The 16772-nt window shown below is 41.3% G+C and carries 17 protein-coding genes; 7 read left to right on the top strand and 10 right to left on the bottom strand.

The annotated features are described in order from the left end of the window. Positions 1-3558, bottom strand: a 3558-nt coding sequence (locus BM386_RS17835; RefSeq protein WP_170857125.1) for a DUF7507 domain-containing protein, incomplete at its 3' end; no start/stop codon positions are given. A gap of 543 nt (positions 3559-4101) precedes the next feature. Between BM386_RS17835 and BM386_RS17830 the strand changes: the two genes are divergently transcribed. Beyond that, complete coding sequence (locus BM386_RS17830; protein ID WP_091696733.1) at positions 4102-5538, top strand: aldehyde dehydrogenase family protein; 1437 nt, start codon at positions 4102-4104, stop codon at positions 5536-5538. Positions 5539-5540: 2 nt separating this feature from the next. Next, entirely contained in the window at positions 5541-6416 is an 876-nt protein-coding gene (locus tag BM386_RS17825) for an alpha/beta hydrolase (protein ID WP_170857124.1), read from the top strand. A gap of 32 nt (positions 6417-6448) precedes the next feature. Here BM386_RS17825 and BM386_RS17820 read toward each other — a convergent pair whose 3' ends face one another. Continuing rightward, the gene (locus tag BM386_RS17820) at positions 6449-6682 is read right to left on the bottom strand and encodes a hypothetical protein (RefSeq protein ID WP_091696730.1); all 234 of its coding nucleotides are present in this window, start codon (positions 6680-6682) and stop codon (positions 6449-6451) included. Beyond that, positions 6657-7259 (bottom strand): RNA polymerase sigma factor, encoded by a 603-nt coding sequence (locus tag BM386_RS17815; protein ID WP_091696729.1) that lies wholly within the window; start codon positions 7257-7259, stop codon positions 6657-6659. The genes BM386_RS17820 and BM386_RS17815 overlap by 26 nt, the downstream gene beginning before the upstream one ends. A 348-nt stretch (positions 7260-7607) precedes the next feature. Between BM386_RS17815 and BM386_RS17810 the strand changes: the two genes are divergently transcribed. Together BM386_RS17810 and BM386_RS17805 are read left to right on the top strand one after the other, a co-directional pair. Further along, positions 7608-7955, top strand: coding sequence for a DUF3127 domain-containing protein (locus tag BM386_RS17810; RefSeq protein WP_091696727.1), 348 nt, complete (start codon positions 7608-7610; stop codon positions 7953-7955). A 15-nt stretch (positions 7956-7970) separates the two neighbouring features. Next, entirely contained in the window at positions 7971-8432 is a 462-nt protein-coding gene (locus BM386_RS17805; protein WP_091696726.1) for a hypothetical protein, read from the top strand. On the opposite strand, the gene BM386_RS23720 is transcribed toward BM386_RS17805, so the two are convergent. The 4 genes from BM386_RS23720 to BM386_RS17790 are packed head-to-tail and all read right to left on the bottom strand — an operon-like array spanning position 8429 to position 12105. Continuing rightward, positions 8429-8572: a hypothetical protein gene (locus tag BM386_RS23720; RefSeq protein ID WP_170857123.1), complete on the bottom strand. Its 144-nt coding sequence runs from the start codon at positions 8570-8572 to the stop codon at positions 8429-8431. The two genes, BM386_RS17805 and BM386_RS23720, sit on opposite strands and share 4 nt — an antisense overlap. A gap of 37 nt (positions 8573-8609) precedes the next feature. Beyond that, complete coding sequence (purE, locus tag BM386_RS17800; protein WP_091696724.1) at positions 8610-9125, bottom strand: 5-(carboxyamino)imidazole ribonucleotide mutase; 516 nt, start codon at positions 9123-9125, stop codon at positions 8610-8612. Next, complete coding sequence (locus tag BM386_RS17795; RefSeq protein ID WP_091696723.1) at positions 9122-10267, bottom strand: 5-(carboxyamino)imidazole ribonucleotide synthase; 1146 nt, start codon at positions 10265-10267, stop codon at positions 9122-9124. Before BM386_RS17795 ends, purE begins: the two co-directional genes overlap by 4 nt. Before the next feature lie 44 nt (positions 10268-10311). Next, entirely contained in the window at positions 10312-12105 is a 1794-nt protein-coding gene (locus tag BM386_RS17790) for a MutS-related protein (protein ID WP_244545558.1), read from the bottom strand. An 85-nt stretch (positions 12106-12190) separates the two neighbouring features. Here BM386_RS17790 and BM386_RS23715 point away from each other — a divergent pair, with 85 nt between their 5' ends. From BM386_RS23715 to BM386_RS17775, 3 genes are read left to right on the top strand one after another with little or no spacing between them, the layout of a single operon-like run. Beyond that, on the top strand, positions 12191-12367 hold the full coding sequence (locus tag BM386_RS23715; RefSeq protein ID WP_170857122.1) for a hypothetical protein: 177 nt from the start codon (positions 12191-12193) through the stop codon (positions 12365-12367). 26 nt (positions 12368-12393) lie between these two features. Beyond that, positions 12394-13224, top strand: a complete 831-nt coding sequence (locus BM386_RS17780) for a hypothetical protein (RefSeq protein ID WP_091696717.1) — start codon at positions 12394-12396, stop codon at positions 13222-13224. Between the two features lie 56 nt (positions 13225-13280). After that, positions 13281-13958, top strand: a complete 678-nt coding sequence (locus tag BM386_RS17775) for a nitroreductase family protein (protein ID WP_091696716.1) — start codon at positions 13281-13283, stop codon at positions 13956-13958. A 53-nt stretch (positions 13959-14011) separates the two neighbouring features. Here BM386_RS17775 and BM386_RS17770 read toward each other — a convergent pair whose 3' ends face one another. From BM386_RS17770 to BM386_RS17760, 3 genes are read right to left on the bottom strand one after another with little or no spacing between them, the layout of a single operon-like run. Further along, on the bottom strand, positions 14012-14875 hold the full coding sequence (locus tag BM386_RS17770) for a mechanosensitive ion channel family protein (protein WP_091696714.1): 864 nt from the start codon (positions 14873-14875) through the stop codon (positions 14012-14014). A 28-nt stretch (positions 14876-14903) separates the two neighbouring features. Next, the gene (locus tag BM386_RS17765; RefSeq protein WP_091696713.1) at positions 14904-15608 is read right to left on the bottom strand and encodes a methyltransferase domain-containing protein; all 705 of its coding nucleotides are present in this window, start codon (positions 15606-15608) and stop codon (positions 14904-14906) included. Then, a complete protein-coding gene (locus BM386_RS17760; RefSeq protein ID WP_091696711.1) occupies positions 15608-16684 on the bottom strand; it encodes a type III polyketide synthase in 1077 nt (358 codons plus the stop codon). Before BM386_RS17760 ends, BM386_RS17765 begins: the two co-directional genes overlap by 1 nt. Positions 16685-16772: the final 88 nt, after the last annotated feature.

Genomic DNA, 16772 nt, shown 5'->3' with positions numbered 1-16772 from the left:
CTCACCTGAATCATCAGTCACCGGAGTGTTCTGGCCAAACTGACCAGCCGCTCTCGCCTGATTCGTGATCACACCTGCCTCAACATCCTGTGCAGTCACCACATACGTGGCTGTGTAGGTCGCTTCCTCGCCTGGAGCTAGCGTGCCCTCTGTATTATCACTCTCTGCGGCAACAAACGTGATCGCCGGTGCTGTGCCCGTGCCACTGAAGCTCAACTCAGACACAGAGACATTACCCAACGTCACCGTACCTGTATTTCTTACTACAAACGTGTAGGTCAACTCATCGCCAGCCTCGACACAATCGTCTGCTGTCGTCGGTGCCACCGTCTTGGTGATCGCGATAGCACACTCACTAATCACTACCTCTACCTCTTCCTCTACATAACACTCCCCGATAGTAGCTCTGATTATATAAGTGCCTGATGTAGAAACTTCAGAATCGCCTAAAAGAATTGGAGTCTGTCCATCAAGTTTGTAATAAGTAATAACAGCATTCTGCGAAGTACCCTCTGAAATCGCGTCCTCCAAATCAATATCGGCTGGTCCGCAAACCGGACCTGGATTCTGAACCACAAGCACTGGCAAGTCTTTGATAGATATCTCAACTTCTTTCCTCGCTCCTTCACACCCTGTGGTAGTATTTCTTTGACTCACCCAAACAGAATACTCACCAACTACATTACCATCAACTGTCAGAGGTGTTGTTGTTCCGTCAATAGAAACCTCAGTCGAATAATAGACTATTTCATAATTCGCTGAAGTAGGTGATACTATATAGTAAAAATCTTCATCGGATTTACAATATTCCTTATCAGTTGTATTTGGAAGACCAACTTGCTCCCCAGCTCCTACTACATATTCCTCAATTGTAAAACAGCCTTTACTATCAGTAACTTTTACTTCATAAGTACCAGGAGATAAGCCTATAAGGTTTTGATCATTAGAAGTGAAGCTATTGGGGCCAGTCCAAGAATAGGAATAACTACCATCTCCTCCATCAGGGGTGATGCTAACCGTTCCATCATTGGCACCAAAACAAACTTCGCTATTGGAAGAGCCAGAAACTGTAACTGCTTCGTCAATTGTAACCTGCTTTGTAATAGAAGTTGTTTCTTCTCCGTCAGTTACTTCTAATTTCACATTAAATGTACCTGGCCCTGGGAAGGTATAACTTGGATTAGAAGCAGTAGAAGTACCAAGATTATCACCAAAGGTCCAAGTGAATTCATAAGAAGAATTATCTCCTCCCGTAGTCTTATTCGTAAATGCAACTTGATTTGAACCGCACTGATAGTCAGACTCGAAATTTGCTACAAGTGGCGCATTAACTACGAAACCTGTAAAACACTTAATACATCTAGGTCCACTTTCTTGCCAATTATTTTGATTAGCACTCCAAGACATGAAAAAGTCCTTGAATTCAATTTTATCTCCACAAGTCCATGAATAATCTGTTAGTTTAATTGGAACTCCTCTAGGAATATTTGTAGATCCAAAAAGCTCTAATATTACATCTTCTACAAATACATCGTTTACAAAAAGCTGATACTTAACCAAAAGACTATATCTCTCATTATTCCCACCTTGATTTGCACCCCCAAAAACAGTCCAAATACCCGCAGACTGGGTACTTCCTGCAACACAAGACTCCAGTTCCACTCCTGTATTCGGATCACCTAGATAAAACTCACTAACGGTAATATCTTGGGCATTACACTGAAAACCATAAGAACTATTCTCATTTTCACAGTCCACAGAAGGCAATACTCCTATTGAAGCTGCATCCGATATAGGCTCAGTTTCATTGGAATCTACAGTCGCCGTATTTACTAATGATTGTACATTTTGCAAATCAAAGTTGGTAGCCACATATGAAGTGGTATATACCCATGTCTCATTTTGGCTAAGGATTCCATCATCATCATTACCCTGTGTCTGTACCAGAACTCCTACAGTACCATCTGGCAATAAATCTGTAACCACAACTCCAGTCAGGTCAACTGAGTTAGGATTAGAAACGGTAACTCGGTAATCAATTGTCTGACCTGGCAAAGTGACTATTGGCACACTTACAAGATTGGTGATTTCCTTTTCTATTGTCGCAGTACAAGCTACCGCAGTAACCGTAATAGGATCTGAATACCCAGACCCTGGACAATTGTTAACCAAAGCTTTTGCTCTATAGGTAGTTGACTCGGAGAGTGCTCCCGTATTTAAAGTAGAAGAATTTTCATTTGGAATTACTTCCCAGTTGCCACCAACTTCCTTTTCCCATACATAGGTATAAGTAGGCGTTCCAATTCCGTTTGATACAGCAGCCGAAATTGTAGTAGAACTACCACTACAAATCTCCTCTGACTCTGCTTCCAAAGCAACCTCATGTCGGTAAACATTTATGAATTTGGGAGACACTACTCTACAAAATTCATTTTCCAAAGTTTGGGGATCCCCGGCAACAACAACTCTAAATTCATAACCAGTGAGTGGATCTAGGGGAGAATTTGCAATGGTATATGGATTAGGAAAAGTGACAAAATCTGTGGAAGTACCTAGGTTCGATAATGGCGAACCGATATTTATCCAATTATCAGGAGAATCGGCTTCCCTGTATTGTAATTGAAAATAATTAGTTGCGTAGGTAAACTGTGGATCATTATTTGTGATTCTAGCCTTTAATACTGGATCCTCTCCAACACAAACTGCATCTAAGCCCACCAACTCCGCCGGGGGTCCAAGCGGAGCAAAACTGATATCATCTATCGCTAAGTCATTTCCGTATTGAGTACCAACTATGTTTTCAATCTGAAGTCTAACACTACTAACACCGGCTGGCATTTGAAAATCAATAAATAATTGTTTCCAAGTTCCAGCAGGTGATACGTCACCATCTGTAGTTGGCTTAATAGCAATTAGATTATTATTACTCCCATTTAAAATTTTAAAATTGACACGTGGCTTTGCGTCACCTTGCCCATTCATGTCCTTTATCCAAACAGAAAATCTAAATTTTGTGCCAGCGCATAATCCCTCTATCAGTCTATCAAAATATAGCGTAGTGGAAGAGTGGGCATCTATCAAAAGCATGTAGCCACTATAATCACCCGAGGTATGATCTGGACCAACGGCAAAATAAGGCTGGTAATAACCGCGCGAATCATTTGTTATTGAATATCCACCTCTACCTGTTCCTTGATTTGCATTAATATTTGCAAATACTGGCCCCCAGTTACCATTTTGGACATTATTGTTAGCTCCTGCAGGGGAGGTGCTATAGCTTACTCCTCCAGGTATACTAGGCGCAGAGGACCTATACTGATTCTGGTAAGGAAAGGGAGAGGTATTCCACCTTTGCGGTGTGTAAAAATCCATTGATGTAATGTAATTCAATGAATTAAATTTGAAATAGACACCTCGACCATTTGTCCCTGTCCTGGTATCATTAAAAACATGTTGAGTCTCCCCATCATTAATGGTCCCGAAATCCTCAACAAAAATCGGATCCCCAAGCCCCTGAGAATATGCCGTCTGCCCAGACACAAAAAATAGCAGTAGCAAGAGTCCTGCGGTTAAAAAATGAGTCAGACCAAATTTAATTTTCGCCCTTTCGAAAAATCCACTGGATTGTGGTCGGGAGCTGAATTGACAATTGGATGTACTGTCCATATCGTTATTAGTTAAAATTTTTCTAGTTCGTAATTGTCTTTCTATAATCTTCTGCTTTTCAGATACTTCGTAGAAAAAAATCTTCATTTCTTACTACTTTTTTCCATTACTACTTGGAGATTGTACCATTCAAAAATGGACGAATGAGATACCTTTTCTCCAAACAACACTATGTATTTGTCGTAAAAATACACTTTTATGTTTTTCATATGCAAGCATAGTATGAAAAATATTTATACATAATGCGTTTTTTTTTATGTGAAAATATTTTTTGAGGTGTTGAAAAGTATTTTTAGCTGTGTTTAATCAAAAATTCACCTAAGGTATTCTACAAAATGAGCTTCATTTATTTTATTGTTTGATTATCTCCCTTCCAGGAATAACATTTGTACATTAAGAATACAGATAGACCCAGCGCAAATAAGAATCGTCAACATGCTAAGCCATCAAACCAAAGAAAACCCTGTATTCAATATTGAACAGCTGTTCAATAATCAGAAGTTAACTTCCTTAGTATGGAGGGATTCATCTGCCTCTGAAAGAATTGATCGGCTAAAAAAAATCACAGCTTGGATAAAAGAACATCAGCAAGAGATCCGGGATGCCTTGATGAGCGATTTTGGAAAACCTGAAGCAGAAACTGATCTCAGTGAGATATTCCCAGTGACGGCTGAGATTAACCACAGCATTAAAAATCTGAAAAAATGGATGAAGCCAAAGTCGGTCTCTACTCCTCTCCCTATGCTGGGGACATCCGGTAAGATCTATTTTGAGCCCAAAGGAACCTCCCTGATTATTTCTCCTTGGAATTATCCATTTAACCTGACTATTGGCCCACTGATTTCAGCTTTATCCGCAGGCTGCACGGCTATCATCAAACCCTCAGAACTGACTCCCCACACATCCAAATTGGTGTCCAACATGATCACTGATCTTTTTGAACCCAATGAAGTTGCCGTAGTCCTAGGAGAGGTGGAAGTCTCAACGGAATTGCTCAAACTTCCTTTTGACCATATTTTTTTCACAGGAAGCCCAGCAGTAGGAAAGATTGTGATGAAAGCAGCCTCTGAAAATTTGAGCTCTGTAACGTTGGAGCTGGGAGGTAAATCTCCCGTTATTCTGGATGAAGATGCGGATTTTAAAGATGCTGCCGAAAAGATCGTTTGGGGGAAATTTGTCAACTGCGGTCAAACCTGCATTGCTCCTGACTATATCTTAGTGCATGAATCTCAGCGGGAAACCCTTCTTTCGGAAATGAAAGTAGCACTGCAAAAGATGTATGATCCCGACTATAAAGGAATAGAAAAATCGCCTGACATGGCTAGGATAGTAAATGATAAACATTTCAAACGACTGACTGGAATTATTGAAGACGCTTTGTCAAAAGGAGCTGCGTTAGCATTTGGGGGAAAACATAGCCCGCACACACGTTATATAGAGCCTACACTTTTGACTGAAGTGACGGATGAAATGCAGGTAATGCAGGAGGAAATATTCGGGCCTATTTTACCTATACAAACCTACAGCACCTTAGAAAAAGCAATCGCTTACGTCAATTCCAAACCAAAACCTCTGGCACTTTATTATTTCGGACAAAATTCAGAAAACACCTCAAAAACGCTTCGGGAAACAAGTTCAGGAAATGCTGTAATCAATGATTGTGTGCTGCATTTCCTACATTTAGGCTTACCATTTGGCGGGGTAAATACCAGTGGAATAGGCAAATCGCACGGATATCATGGGTTTTTGGCATTTAGCAATGAAAAAGGCGTACTCAAGCAGCGAGTCGGCCTCAACAACGTGACCCTGCTCAGGCCGCCCTATGGAATCAAAGCAAAACAAATTATTTCCTCACTTATTAAATGGTTCTAAAAATGAAAGGCAGGAACTCCAGTTTTTTTGAAAAATTCATTTTAGGCGTATTCCTAATTCTAGCCTTTTGGAGCTGTACCTCCGAGCAAGATGGAAATCCATCGGGAGAACTTGCAGCGCTAGATTTGTCGGATCAATCCTATGGTTCTAAGTCAACACAAATTTTGGATGTTTATTTACCGGCAGGCAGATCTATTGAAGACACTCCACTTCTTATCTATATTCATGGAGGTGCCTGGATAGAAGGAAGTAAAGATGAGTTTAAGCAATTTAGGACGGCTCTTTCTGCCGCTTTACCGGATTATGCGTTCGTGTCTATCAATTATAGCCTTTACGATCTTGGCAGCGGCATAAATAAATTTCCTACGCAAGAAAATGATGTGATAGAAGCTATCAGCTATGTTCAAAGTAAAACGGCAGAATGGAATATATCTGACACGATTATTTTGGCAGGTGCAAGTGCCGGAGGACATCTGGCGTTATTACATGCCTACAAGCATGAGTCTGTTGGAGATATAAAAGCTGTGGTAGCTTTTTTCCCTCCCACTGATCTGGCTGCACTTTATGACTTTAGTTTTCTTACAGTGACAGGCCTGGGGGGATTATTAGGCGGAGATCCGGTCGAAAGAGCCGAAGCTTATGCAGATTCTAGTCCGATTACGTTTATTGACAGTCAATCTGTGCCAACCCTATTCTTCCATGGAAGCGAAGATACCGTAGTGCCTATTTCACAAAGTCTTTTGTTAGAATCGGTGCTGATTGAGGCTGGGGTAGTACATAAATTCACAACGGTTCCCAATCAAGGTCATGGTTTTACATTGGAAACTTACCCTTCCCTATTTCAGCAGGCCGCAGTCTTTATTAATGACCTCTATTAAAAAATCCCGCCAGAAGCGGGATTACCATGTTTTCAGACTCTCTGGAGTCCCGTAGATTGAGCTCTCGACTTGATCGCTTGTACTACTTTTTCTGAAGGTTGAAGCTGGATCTGATCCATCTGCTCTATTGTGCTCAGCATTTCTACATATTCTTGCATCAGTGAATCATCACTATGCAAGGCTTGCACTAAGAGTTCTTGCTCTACCTCCGTCATTTCCTGGTAAATATATCTTACCAGATCATTTGGGGTAAATGGTTTTGTCATATGCAAAATTTAGTTGTTTCATCTTCTTCCGCAGGTGAATCAGCGCGTATCGCATTCTTCCCAGAGCGGTATTTATACTTACTCCTGTCTGATCCGCTATCTCCTGAAAACTCATATCCAGGTAGTGTCGCATAATCAAGACCTGCTTTTGAGTCTCGGGAAGTTCCTCAATTAGGCGCTTCACCAACTCAATATTCTCATCCCTTACCTGACGGTCTTCCACATTTTCCTCTGCAAATCTCAGCGAGTTGAAAATGTTTGATCCATCCTCCATAAGTATCGTCGGATAGCGCTTGGCCTTTCTAAAATAGTCAATGGCCAGATTATGTGCGATCCGCATCACCCACGGCTGAAACTTCCCTTCCTCATTGTATTTATCTGAGTTAAGTGTTTTGACTACTTTCACAAATACATCTTGAAGCAAATCCTCAGCTACCCTCTGATCCTTCACGATCAGAAAAATTGTGGTGTACATTTTACCTTTATAGCGATCTACCAATAGATCAAAGGCAGCATCACTACCATTGCGATACTGTGCTATCAATTCGCTGTCCTTAGGACCAATTCGTTTACTCATTTTTAGTTGGTTTATTATAAACGTAAAGGTCTAGGCCATAGTATCTATTAAGGATGAAAGAAAAAGAATTGGTTTAAAAGTATGATTTCGAATAGAACTCTGCAAAGAAATAAGGAGGATTTTGTTCCAATAAAGGAATGCAACCCACAATCCAAATTAAATTTCTTGAAAATATCTAAATCCGATATTTTATTTGAAGTTAATTAAGTATAGACCTCACATTTACCAATGTTTATGCCAAAAAATGTTAAAATCAAGCTGTAGCTCAAAGTAATTTACAATAATCCAACCTGTAGATTTCAACGGCAATGTGTAACTTCGCAGTGTTAGAAAATTAAAAAAAAGACAATGGAATTGAGTGGAAAAGTAATCCAAAAACTACCCGAAGTAGGTGGAAATTCAAAAAGTGGCAACGCCTGGAGAAAGCAGGAATTTATCCTGGAAACTCCCGGACAATACCCTAAAAAGGTTTGCGTAGCGCTTTGGGGGGACAAAATCGACCAGTTTTCTATAAATGCAGGTGAAAACGTAACCTTGAGCATAGATGTGGAAAGTAGAGAATATAATGGCCGCTGGTACACTGAGGTGAAGGCTTACAAAGTAGATAGAAATGGAGGCTCGGCTTCTTCTCCATCCGCTATGCCTGAGGTGGACACCTTTCATTCCGAAGGAGAAGAAGATAAATTACCTTTCTAATTAAATCTCTGTCCTATGTGGGATGACGATGACGACGACGAGGCAGGCTGGGATGAGGACGATGAGTTCGATGCACGAAAAGAGCACGAAAAGATCTACAAACATCCATTGATGAAGAAGGCCAAGGATATTTTTGCCTTGACCCGAGCATTGGTGGGGAGTCTGGATGAAGCGAGAAGAGAACTCTATGGGAATATCATGATGGAAGATGCTATGGTCATGAGTGCCAAATTCGCAGGAGCTGAAAGTATTTCTGATTATGTGCTGAAAATGGAAAAGGCTGTGATCATGAAGGTTCATGCCAAAAGTCTAAACTCCATGACCTATCAACTGGCAATGGAGGAAACCCACGCTGAGGAGCATCTAGAACTGCTAAGAGAGGCTATTGAAGAATTTCGTGTACTCTTTATTAAGTGGATAAAGGGTTTTGACCCAAACGAAAAATTTGATGATGGCTGGGGAATCTTTACCGATTAACTCCTTCCAAACTGGAATCCGAAATAGGCCCCAACTCCCATTAAAACTAGCGTAATTACTCCTAAAAGGACTAATACATCCAATGGAATCTCCCAAGGGACATCACCTACCTTAAATCGAATAATCTTTTTCCAGTTCATGGTAAACAGTTAAAATGCGGCTCTCGGGCCGCATTTTTTATTTTTTCAGTATTTCTTTCCAGCCTTTGGCTTCGATCTGTGCGGCAGACTCCTCCACTTTTTCTTTGAGTGTCTTTTTATAAGCATCTAAGCTTTCCCCCACTTTGGAATCAAAAGAACCTACGATAGAAGCGGCTAGAATACCTGCATTTTTTCCTCCATTCAACGCAACTGTCGCAACGGGTATGCCACCTGGCATCTGCAAAATAGACAAAATACTATCCCAACCATCGATAGAATTGGAGCTTTTGATAGGGACACCAATCACAGGAAGGCTGGTCATAGAGGCAACCATACCCGGCAAATGCGCTGCTCCTCCAGCTCCAGCCACAATGACCTTGATGCCACGCTCTCTGGCAGAATGTGCATAATCAATCATACGCTGAGGGGTTCTATGCGCAGAAACGACTGTCAATTCATAGTTTACTCCTAATTCTTCCAGCATCTGCGCAGCCTCAGCCATGATCGGAAGGTCTGACTGGCTTCCCATAATAATACCTACCTGTGGATTCATTGTATCGCTTTGATTTTGATTAAGTCCTTAATTCTCTGTGCTTTTTCCTTCAGTCCATCCACCGTATCTGAAAGGATAGTCACATGGCCCATTTTCCTAAATGGTTTAGTGATTTTCTTTCCATACATGTGAATGTAAACTCCCTGCTCAGTAAGTGCCTCTTGCTGCCCTTCCACCACTACAGGGCCAGTAAAACCATCTTCGCCTAGCAAATTGATCATTGCAGCTGGACAACGTAGTTCTGGATTACCCAACGGCCAGTTCATCACTGATCTAAGATGCTGCTCAAATTGTGAGGTGAAATTAGCTTCAATCGTATGGTGACCACTATTATGTGGTCTTGGAGCCACTTCATTCACCAATACTTCCCCTTCTTTGGTCACGAACATTTCAACCGCAAGTATGCCAACCATTCCCAATTTCAAAATCACATCTTTCGCTATTTTCTCAGCTTTCTCAGCTATTTCTTGGCTTATTTCTGCTGGCGCAAAAAGGAATTCAACCAAATTGGCGGTGGGGTGAAAAGCACATTCCACTGCTGGATAAGCGATCAAATCTCCAGCTTCATTTCTAGCAACCGTCACCGCAATTTCTTTATCGAAATCAATCAATTTCTCCAAGAGGCCGGGCTCATCAAAGGCACTTTCCAGATCTGCTTCAGTTCGCAATACCTGAACCCCGCGTCCGTCATAGCCTTCCTTTCCCAATTTATTGACTGCCGGAAGGAAATCAGCATTGTGGATAACTTCAGCTTTGTCTGCCGTCAGAATGAATTCAGCTGTGGGAATCCCGTGTAGTTGATAAAATTGCTTTTGCTTACGCTTATCCTTGATCAAGCTGAGAATATCTGGCTGTGGATAAACTTTCTTTCCCTCTCTTTGCAATTTTTCAAGAGCCTCTGTATTAACACTTTCTATTTCCACAGTAATCACATCACAGCCATGTCCAAAAGCATAGACGGTATCAAAGTCTTTGAGTGAACCTACAATAAATCGCTGGGATAAGTCTTTGCAGGGAGCATTTGGATCAGGATCCAGAATGTGGATATCTTGATTATAGTTGATCGCCGATTGGATAAGCATTCGGCCCAATTGACCTCCTCCGAGGACTCCCAAAATGGGTGATTGCGATGATGTAGCCATAGTTTATTTGAAATCAAAAATAATATAATCTCAGTAAAGGGAGGTTATTTTTCCGTTTGAAAACGAATCCCCATCAATTCCATGAGTTTATGTGCATTGAAACTCGGGCATGCTCCCCGTTTAATTTTGTAATCAAAGTCAATATTCTGATCGTGGATTTCTGAATGAAAACTGAAATTGGATACCGATTCAATTCTATCTTCCAATTCTGAGAGTTCGATATCATGTGTGCTGATCACACCAAATGCATTCGTACGCTCCACTTGTCTAATCAAAGCTTCAGATCCGGCAATTCTATCTTCCGTGTTGGTTCCTTTCAGTATTTCATCCAAGAGAAAGAAGATTTGCTCTCCTAACTCTATCCTATCGATCAACTTTTTGATGCGACTGAGTTCTGCATAAAAGGAACTTACGCTTTCGCCCAGGTTATCCGAATTACGCATACTCGTGTAGAGTTGAAATCCCGAGAAACCAAACTCTTGCGCAAAAGGACTCAAGCCCAGATTGACCAACACACAATTGGTCCCTAGCGTTCGCATGAAGGTGGTTTTTCCACTCATATTTGCACCGGTAAGTAAAATTACCCGCTGCTTATCGTTTATTAGAAAGGTATTGGGAACTGCTACTCCAGGTACCAATAATGGATGGGAAACCTCCTTAGCAATCAATCCTTTCTCCACTTCTATAACTTTTCCTTTTCCTCCAACTTCATTCTCAAAAGCTCCAAGAGAAACCAAAACCTCCCACTCGACTAAGTGTGCTGGGAAATTAGCAACCAGGTTTCCATGCTTCTTCTTCCAGGAAACCAACCTGAGGTATAGATAAAGATCAGTCCAGAAAAGTAAATTCAATGGAATGTAAAGTATATTGATTCTATTCTGAATCCATAATCCAAGGCTGTCTAATTGATCAAAAAGTGTAGAAGCTTTAACCTCCTTGGTCAGAAATGGGGCTTGCTTTTCCTTCAATAATGAAGCATCAAACTTCTGCTTTTCTAATACTGCCAACCAATACCGGTAGGTCTTAAGCTGGTTTCTACTCGGTATAGAATCAGCAGCTTTTTTCAAGGGCTTGAATACCATCCCCAGAAATATCATCCCTAGTATTATCCAAATACCTAAAACTGCACCAGGTATAATTCCTACATAAGCCAATATAGCAAGGGCTAACCCTCCAAGAGGTCCGATGAAAGCAAAAATAGAGATGACAATTGTGATTTTATCTTCTTGGTTCAGCCAACTTACCCATCCAGAATTTGACTTTTCGGCTGAGTAGAACGCTTTTCCTATGCTTTCCATCGCTTGTATAAAGCTAGGTTTTGTGGATAACTCTGCAGAAGCTTTCCGCAAAGTCGCTGCTTTTTCCAAATCAAAGGCAGATTTCATAGCCTCGGCCAACGCATTTTTGCCATCCACTGAAACCGTGTGGTTTAGCAATTGAAAAAGTGAATGATCACCGAAAAGATCTAAATCATTGGAAAAAGGATGCGCCTTTTCCTGAAATTCCGAGCCCGAATCCAGGTCTTTGAGCTTTCGAGAGATTCTCAGCTCCTGCTGTAGGTTCATCTGCTGGAGCCCCATATAAATAGCCTCTTGGTCTTTCTGATCGTTGTAATTTCTAATTAAAGAAATAAAAGCAGCCACAGAAGCGCCGAAAAACAAAAACCAAATCGGACTTTCGGCTACAGACAAAACAAAGAAACCGCCCATTGCGAAAAAAGCAAGTAAGCGTAAAAAGGACAAAGTTCCCGCTTTACTTTTTACCGTGCCTAACTTCTCTGAGAGCCCGGAATTTTCAAAATCAAATCCTTTCATGCCCAAAGATAGGAATTGAATCAAGCTAACTAATCAATTTGGCTCAATCCTTGCCACTATTCATGTTTTAAGCGTGTCTTTTTCGTTTAACATTATACCCACTATGCCTATGGACAATAGTAAAAGGAAAAAATCCTCTGAAAAAGAAACTGAAGCTGAAGATTGGGACCTGTCTCAAGGTATGGGGATACTTCCTGACGACATTCAGCTAACTCAGAATATTGGCTGTGCAAGAGGTAAAACCAAAAAGCAGGGCAAAACGAATTCAAAATCATCTAACAAATAGCTATACTTTACCAAAAAAACACCCCAATGAAAATTACATCTTACCCCTCTCTATTAGCCATGATTATGGGAGTCATGCTAATCTCCAGTTGCGACAACATGAACGATGCACCTCCTGTCCCTGATTTATCTGTGGTAGAAGAAGATGCTGAAGTCAACATGGCGTTTGAAGATTTAGACAATCTTACGCTTACCGTACTTAGCAACTCTGGCCTTAGTGCCAGAACATCAGTAGATATTCCAGCAGGGAATATTTGTGATGGTGCAGTCGTGACTATAGACGAAAGTGCCAAGACTATCAAGGTCGATTTTGGAGATGGATGTACTTCTAGTAGTGGGACTACCAGAAAAGGGATCATCAATTTCACCTATACAGGCAATCTACTGCTGACCGGAGCTGAGATTACAACTACTTTTGAAAACTATGAAGTGAATGGCTATAAAGTCGAAGGAATCAGAACGATTACAAATAAAGGTTTTGAACTAGCTTCGAATTCCATCAGTCTAGCAGTAACCATCGAAAATGGCAAAGTAACTTGGCCTGATGACAGCTTTGTCACGATCGCCAGTGATCAGCTGCGCGAGATCAAACTTGGAACTCAAGGTGAATACGAAGCTTCTATTACTGGTACTGCCACTGGTACAAGCAGAGAAGGATTTTCCTACACTTCCTTGGTCATAGAGCCACTCATCTACACGAAAAGCTGTCTTGAATCTGGAGTAAAACTTCCAATTTCAGGAATCTTGAGGTTCCAATTCAGAGACATTGAGGCATCTGTGGATTATGGCAACGGTTCTTGCGACAAGGAAGCCACGATCTTTTATCCAAATGGATCCTTACCGGTGACCTTTGATTAATCCAGCTTACGCAAAATAAATTCAAAACGGCTATCTTTCGAGGTAGTCGTTTTTTTATGGAAAAGAAATTAGTAGAAGGTTTTGAACATATACGATACGAAAGGCCTCAGCGTAGCCATGAAGAAATGATCCTGCGCTCGGCAGAGTTCTATCAAGATTTGGATCAAAGGAGGACAGTGCGGGAATTTGATACGAGGTCTGTCCCACTGGAGGTTTTGGAAAACATCATCAAAACAGCAAGCACTGCTCCATCTGGAGCACACAAACAACCTTGGACATTTTGCCTGATTTCAGACCCTGTGATTAAGAAGAAAATCAGAGTTGCCGCCGAAGAGGGGGAAAAAATCAGTTACTCTACTAGAATGCCAGAACAATGGAAGTCGGATTTGAAACCCTTGGGGACTAATTGGGAAAAACCATTTCTGGAAGATGCTCCTTATTTAATCATCGTTTTCAAACAGTCTTATGGAATGGAAAATGGTGAAAAAGTACAACACTACTATGTAAACGAATCCGTGGGGATTGCTTGTGGGTTTTTGATAGCTGCCATACATCAGGCAGGGCTGGTCGCAGTCACGCACACTCCGAGTCCGATGAATTTTCTAAGTGAAATACTAGATAGGCCTTTCAATGAAAAGCCCTATTTATTGATTCCGGTGGGGTATCCCAAAGCAGAAACCTACGTGCCGGACATCCAAAGAAAATCTTTGGATGAGGTCATGAAAAAGTTCTAACAAGCAAAAAGGCGATCAAATTTGACCGCCTTTTTGCTTTAATGTTGATTTTCTTAAGAATCAGCTCCCTCTTCAGCTGCTTTTTCTTTGATCTGATGCACCACACGCTGAGGGAAAGGAATTTCGATTCCATGCTTTTCAAACTCTGTGTTGATTGCTTCCATTCCATCAAAATACATAGGCCACATTTCGGCTGATTTCGCCCAAACTCTTACTACTATATCAAGTGAACTGTCGCCAAAATTATTTAATGCAACAAAAGGAGCGGGATCTTTCAACGCTCTTGGATCATTTTCAAAAATATTCAAAATGATTTCTTTAGCCTGCTTGATATTGGTTCCATAAGCAACTCCCACCTTCAGTTCTGCCCTTCTGGTCTCTTGTGTACTCATATTGACAATATCATTATTAGCCAAGGTTCCATTAGGTATGATCACCTCTTGATTATCAAAGGTCATCAGATGCGTGTAAAGTACCTGAACTCTATTTACTACTCCAGTATGGCCTTGAGCCACGATGACATGCCCTACTTTGAAAGGTTTGAAGGCAAGAATCAAAATCCCACCTGCGAAATTGGATAAGGAACCCTGCAAGGCCAGACCAATAGCCAAACCTGCAGCACCAAACACAGCTAAAAATGAGGTTGCGTCGATTCCTAAGGTAACTGCGACCGAGATAAACAGGGCTGCGAAGAGCATCACTTTGGCAAATCCAAAAAGGAAATCATTCAAGGATGGAGAATCTTCTCTTTTCTCAAGCGAATGTTTGATGAAGTTGAGAACTCTTTTGACAATATATCGGCCAATTAAATAGACAACTAACGCAGCTACCAGCCTTAGCACAACCTCTACTGCAAGGCTAATTCCATCGGCATAAAGCCCATCCATTGTCTCTTGGGAAATTCCTAATTCTTCCATTTTTACTTACTTTTTGGTTGATGAATTACTAAAATATAACATTCACTTGCCAGCGAAAAGCCCAATTCCAAGAAATTGAAAAATCAACTATGCCGGCTCTGTTTAAAATTCGTTCCCAGTCACTTCTGGAAAAACTCCTAAGCACAGACAAGCAAGCGTCATGGCGCACCATGGGCGATTTACTGAAAAGTCGCGTGAGAAATTTGATACTGCCATAAGCAAACCAATGTCTGTGAAGATCATTGATCACAATCCCCAAGCGGGATTTGGCTTGCAGCGACTTCAAAAGTCCAACTAATTCGCTGTCTGTAAAATGATGTGTAAAGAGCGTGCAAGTAGAGATATCTACTTTGTCTTCGGAAAATTCGGAATCAAAAACGTTTTGAACTTTCCAGGCAACTTTGGGTAAGTCTGCTAATCTAACCTTTGCTAGGTCTATAATGTTCCTATTGGCATCGATTCCTGTAAAGTTAATGTCTTTTTTTAAACTTTTTGCCCAATCATCCATCACGCGGATCATATCTCCTCCTCCACAGCCAATGTCTGCAACGGTGTAGGAATCCTGTGGATATCTTTCAAAAATCTGAGCCAAGCCAGATGTGGTCACATCGTTTCCACCCAGCCAGCGATTGATGGTTTTTAGCTCGCGCAAAGTTTGCTCTAGTTCCTCTCCTGAGCAATTGAGGTCATCCATCAGTTCTTTTTCAGTACTACGCTGCGCAAATTTTCCCATCACTTTTCTAAAAGTAACGTTTCCAAAGTCAGTCCAGGCCCGAAACCCATGGAAAGTATATCTCCCTGAATTTCAGCATCATCCATCATTCGCTCCAACACAAAAAGTATGGTAGCCGAAGACATATTTCCAAATTCATTCAACACCTTCATGGCATGTGCATTCACCGATACAGGCAAACCAAATGCCTCCTGAACTTTCTGAAGAATTTGCTTTCCGCCAGGGTGTATTGCAAAGTTATCCACAGTGGAAAACTTAAATTTCTCTTCAAATTTCTCCTTCAGCTGGCTAATACCCTGATCCAACAAAGTCGGAACGTATTTACTCAGACGCATTTCAAAACCAAAATCTCCGATCCCCCAGGCCATATCTTCTTCACCTTCCCGAAGGACCTGACTCAGGTAAGATTTAATCTTCAATCCTGAGTCAGAATTCATTACCAGAGCAGCAGCTGCTCCATCCCCAAAAAGTGAATTAGCCAATATATTATCCTCTACATATTCCTTCTGAAAATGTAGCGTACAAAGCTCCACAGACACCAGCATGACCTTGGCTTCAGGCTCAGCCCTCACTAGTTTATCTGCCAGTTTCAACCCGGTAAAAGCAGCATAGCATCCCATAAAATGCACACAATAACGCTCTACAGAATCGTCCAATTTCATTCGTTTCATCAAGTCTAACTCCACGCCCGGAGCCATCATTCCTGTACAAGACACCAAAATCAAGTGGGTGATCTCTGAAGCTTGGACTTTGGTTTTGGAAAGGCAGTTGGTTACTGCCTCTTCACAGAGCTGAGGCGCGGTGTGACGAAAAACTTCCATTCGGGCTTTGGTACCGGGAAAAGGCTCAAAGTTTTTAGTTTTTGGAAAGAAAGTATAGTCGGCAGGATCAGCTTTCTCAAAATCAGTCAACACGCTGTATCGACTGGAAATACCTGATTTTCGATACAGAAAACTCAACTTTCTAGCTTCCAACTCATCCAGTTGATGTGCTCTCTGCATAAAACTAGCAATTACCGACTGTTCAATAGGTTTGCCCGGATTTGCCACACCGATACTTACAAGACTAGTTTTCATAGGAGGAAAGTTGGATTCGAAGAATGCGATCTCATGAATTAAATGTTCATTTCAGTCTGTAGCTGAATTCTAAAAGGATGCCGAAATA

Origin of the sequence: Algoriphagus locisalis, from assembly GCF_900116615.1 — a bacterium.
Classification (GTDB): Bacteria; Bacteroidota; Bacteroidia; order Cytophagales; family Cyclobacteriaceae; genus Algoriphagus; species Algoriphagus locisalis.
The sequence above is the reverse complement of the archived record's forward strand: the minus strand, read 5'-3'. Positions and strand labels throughout refer to the sequence as shown.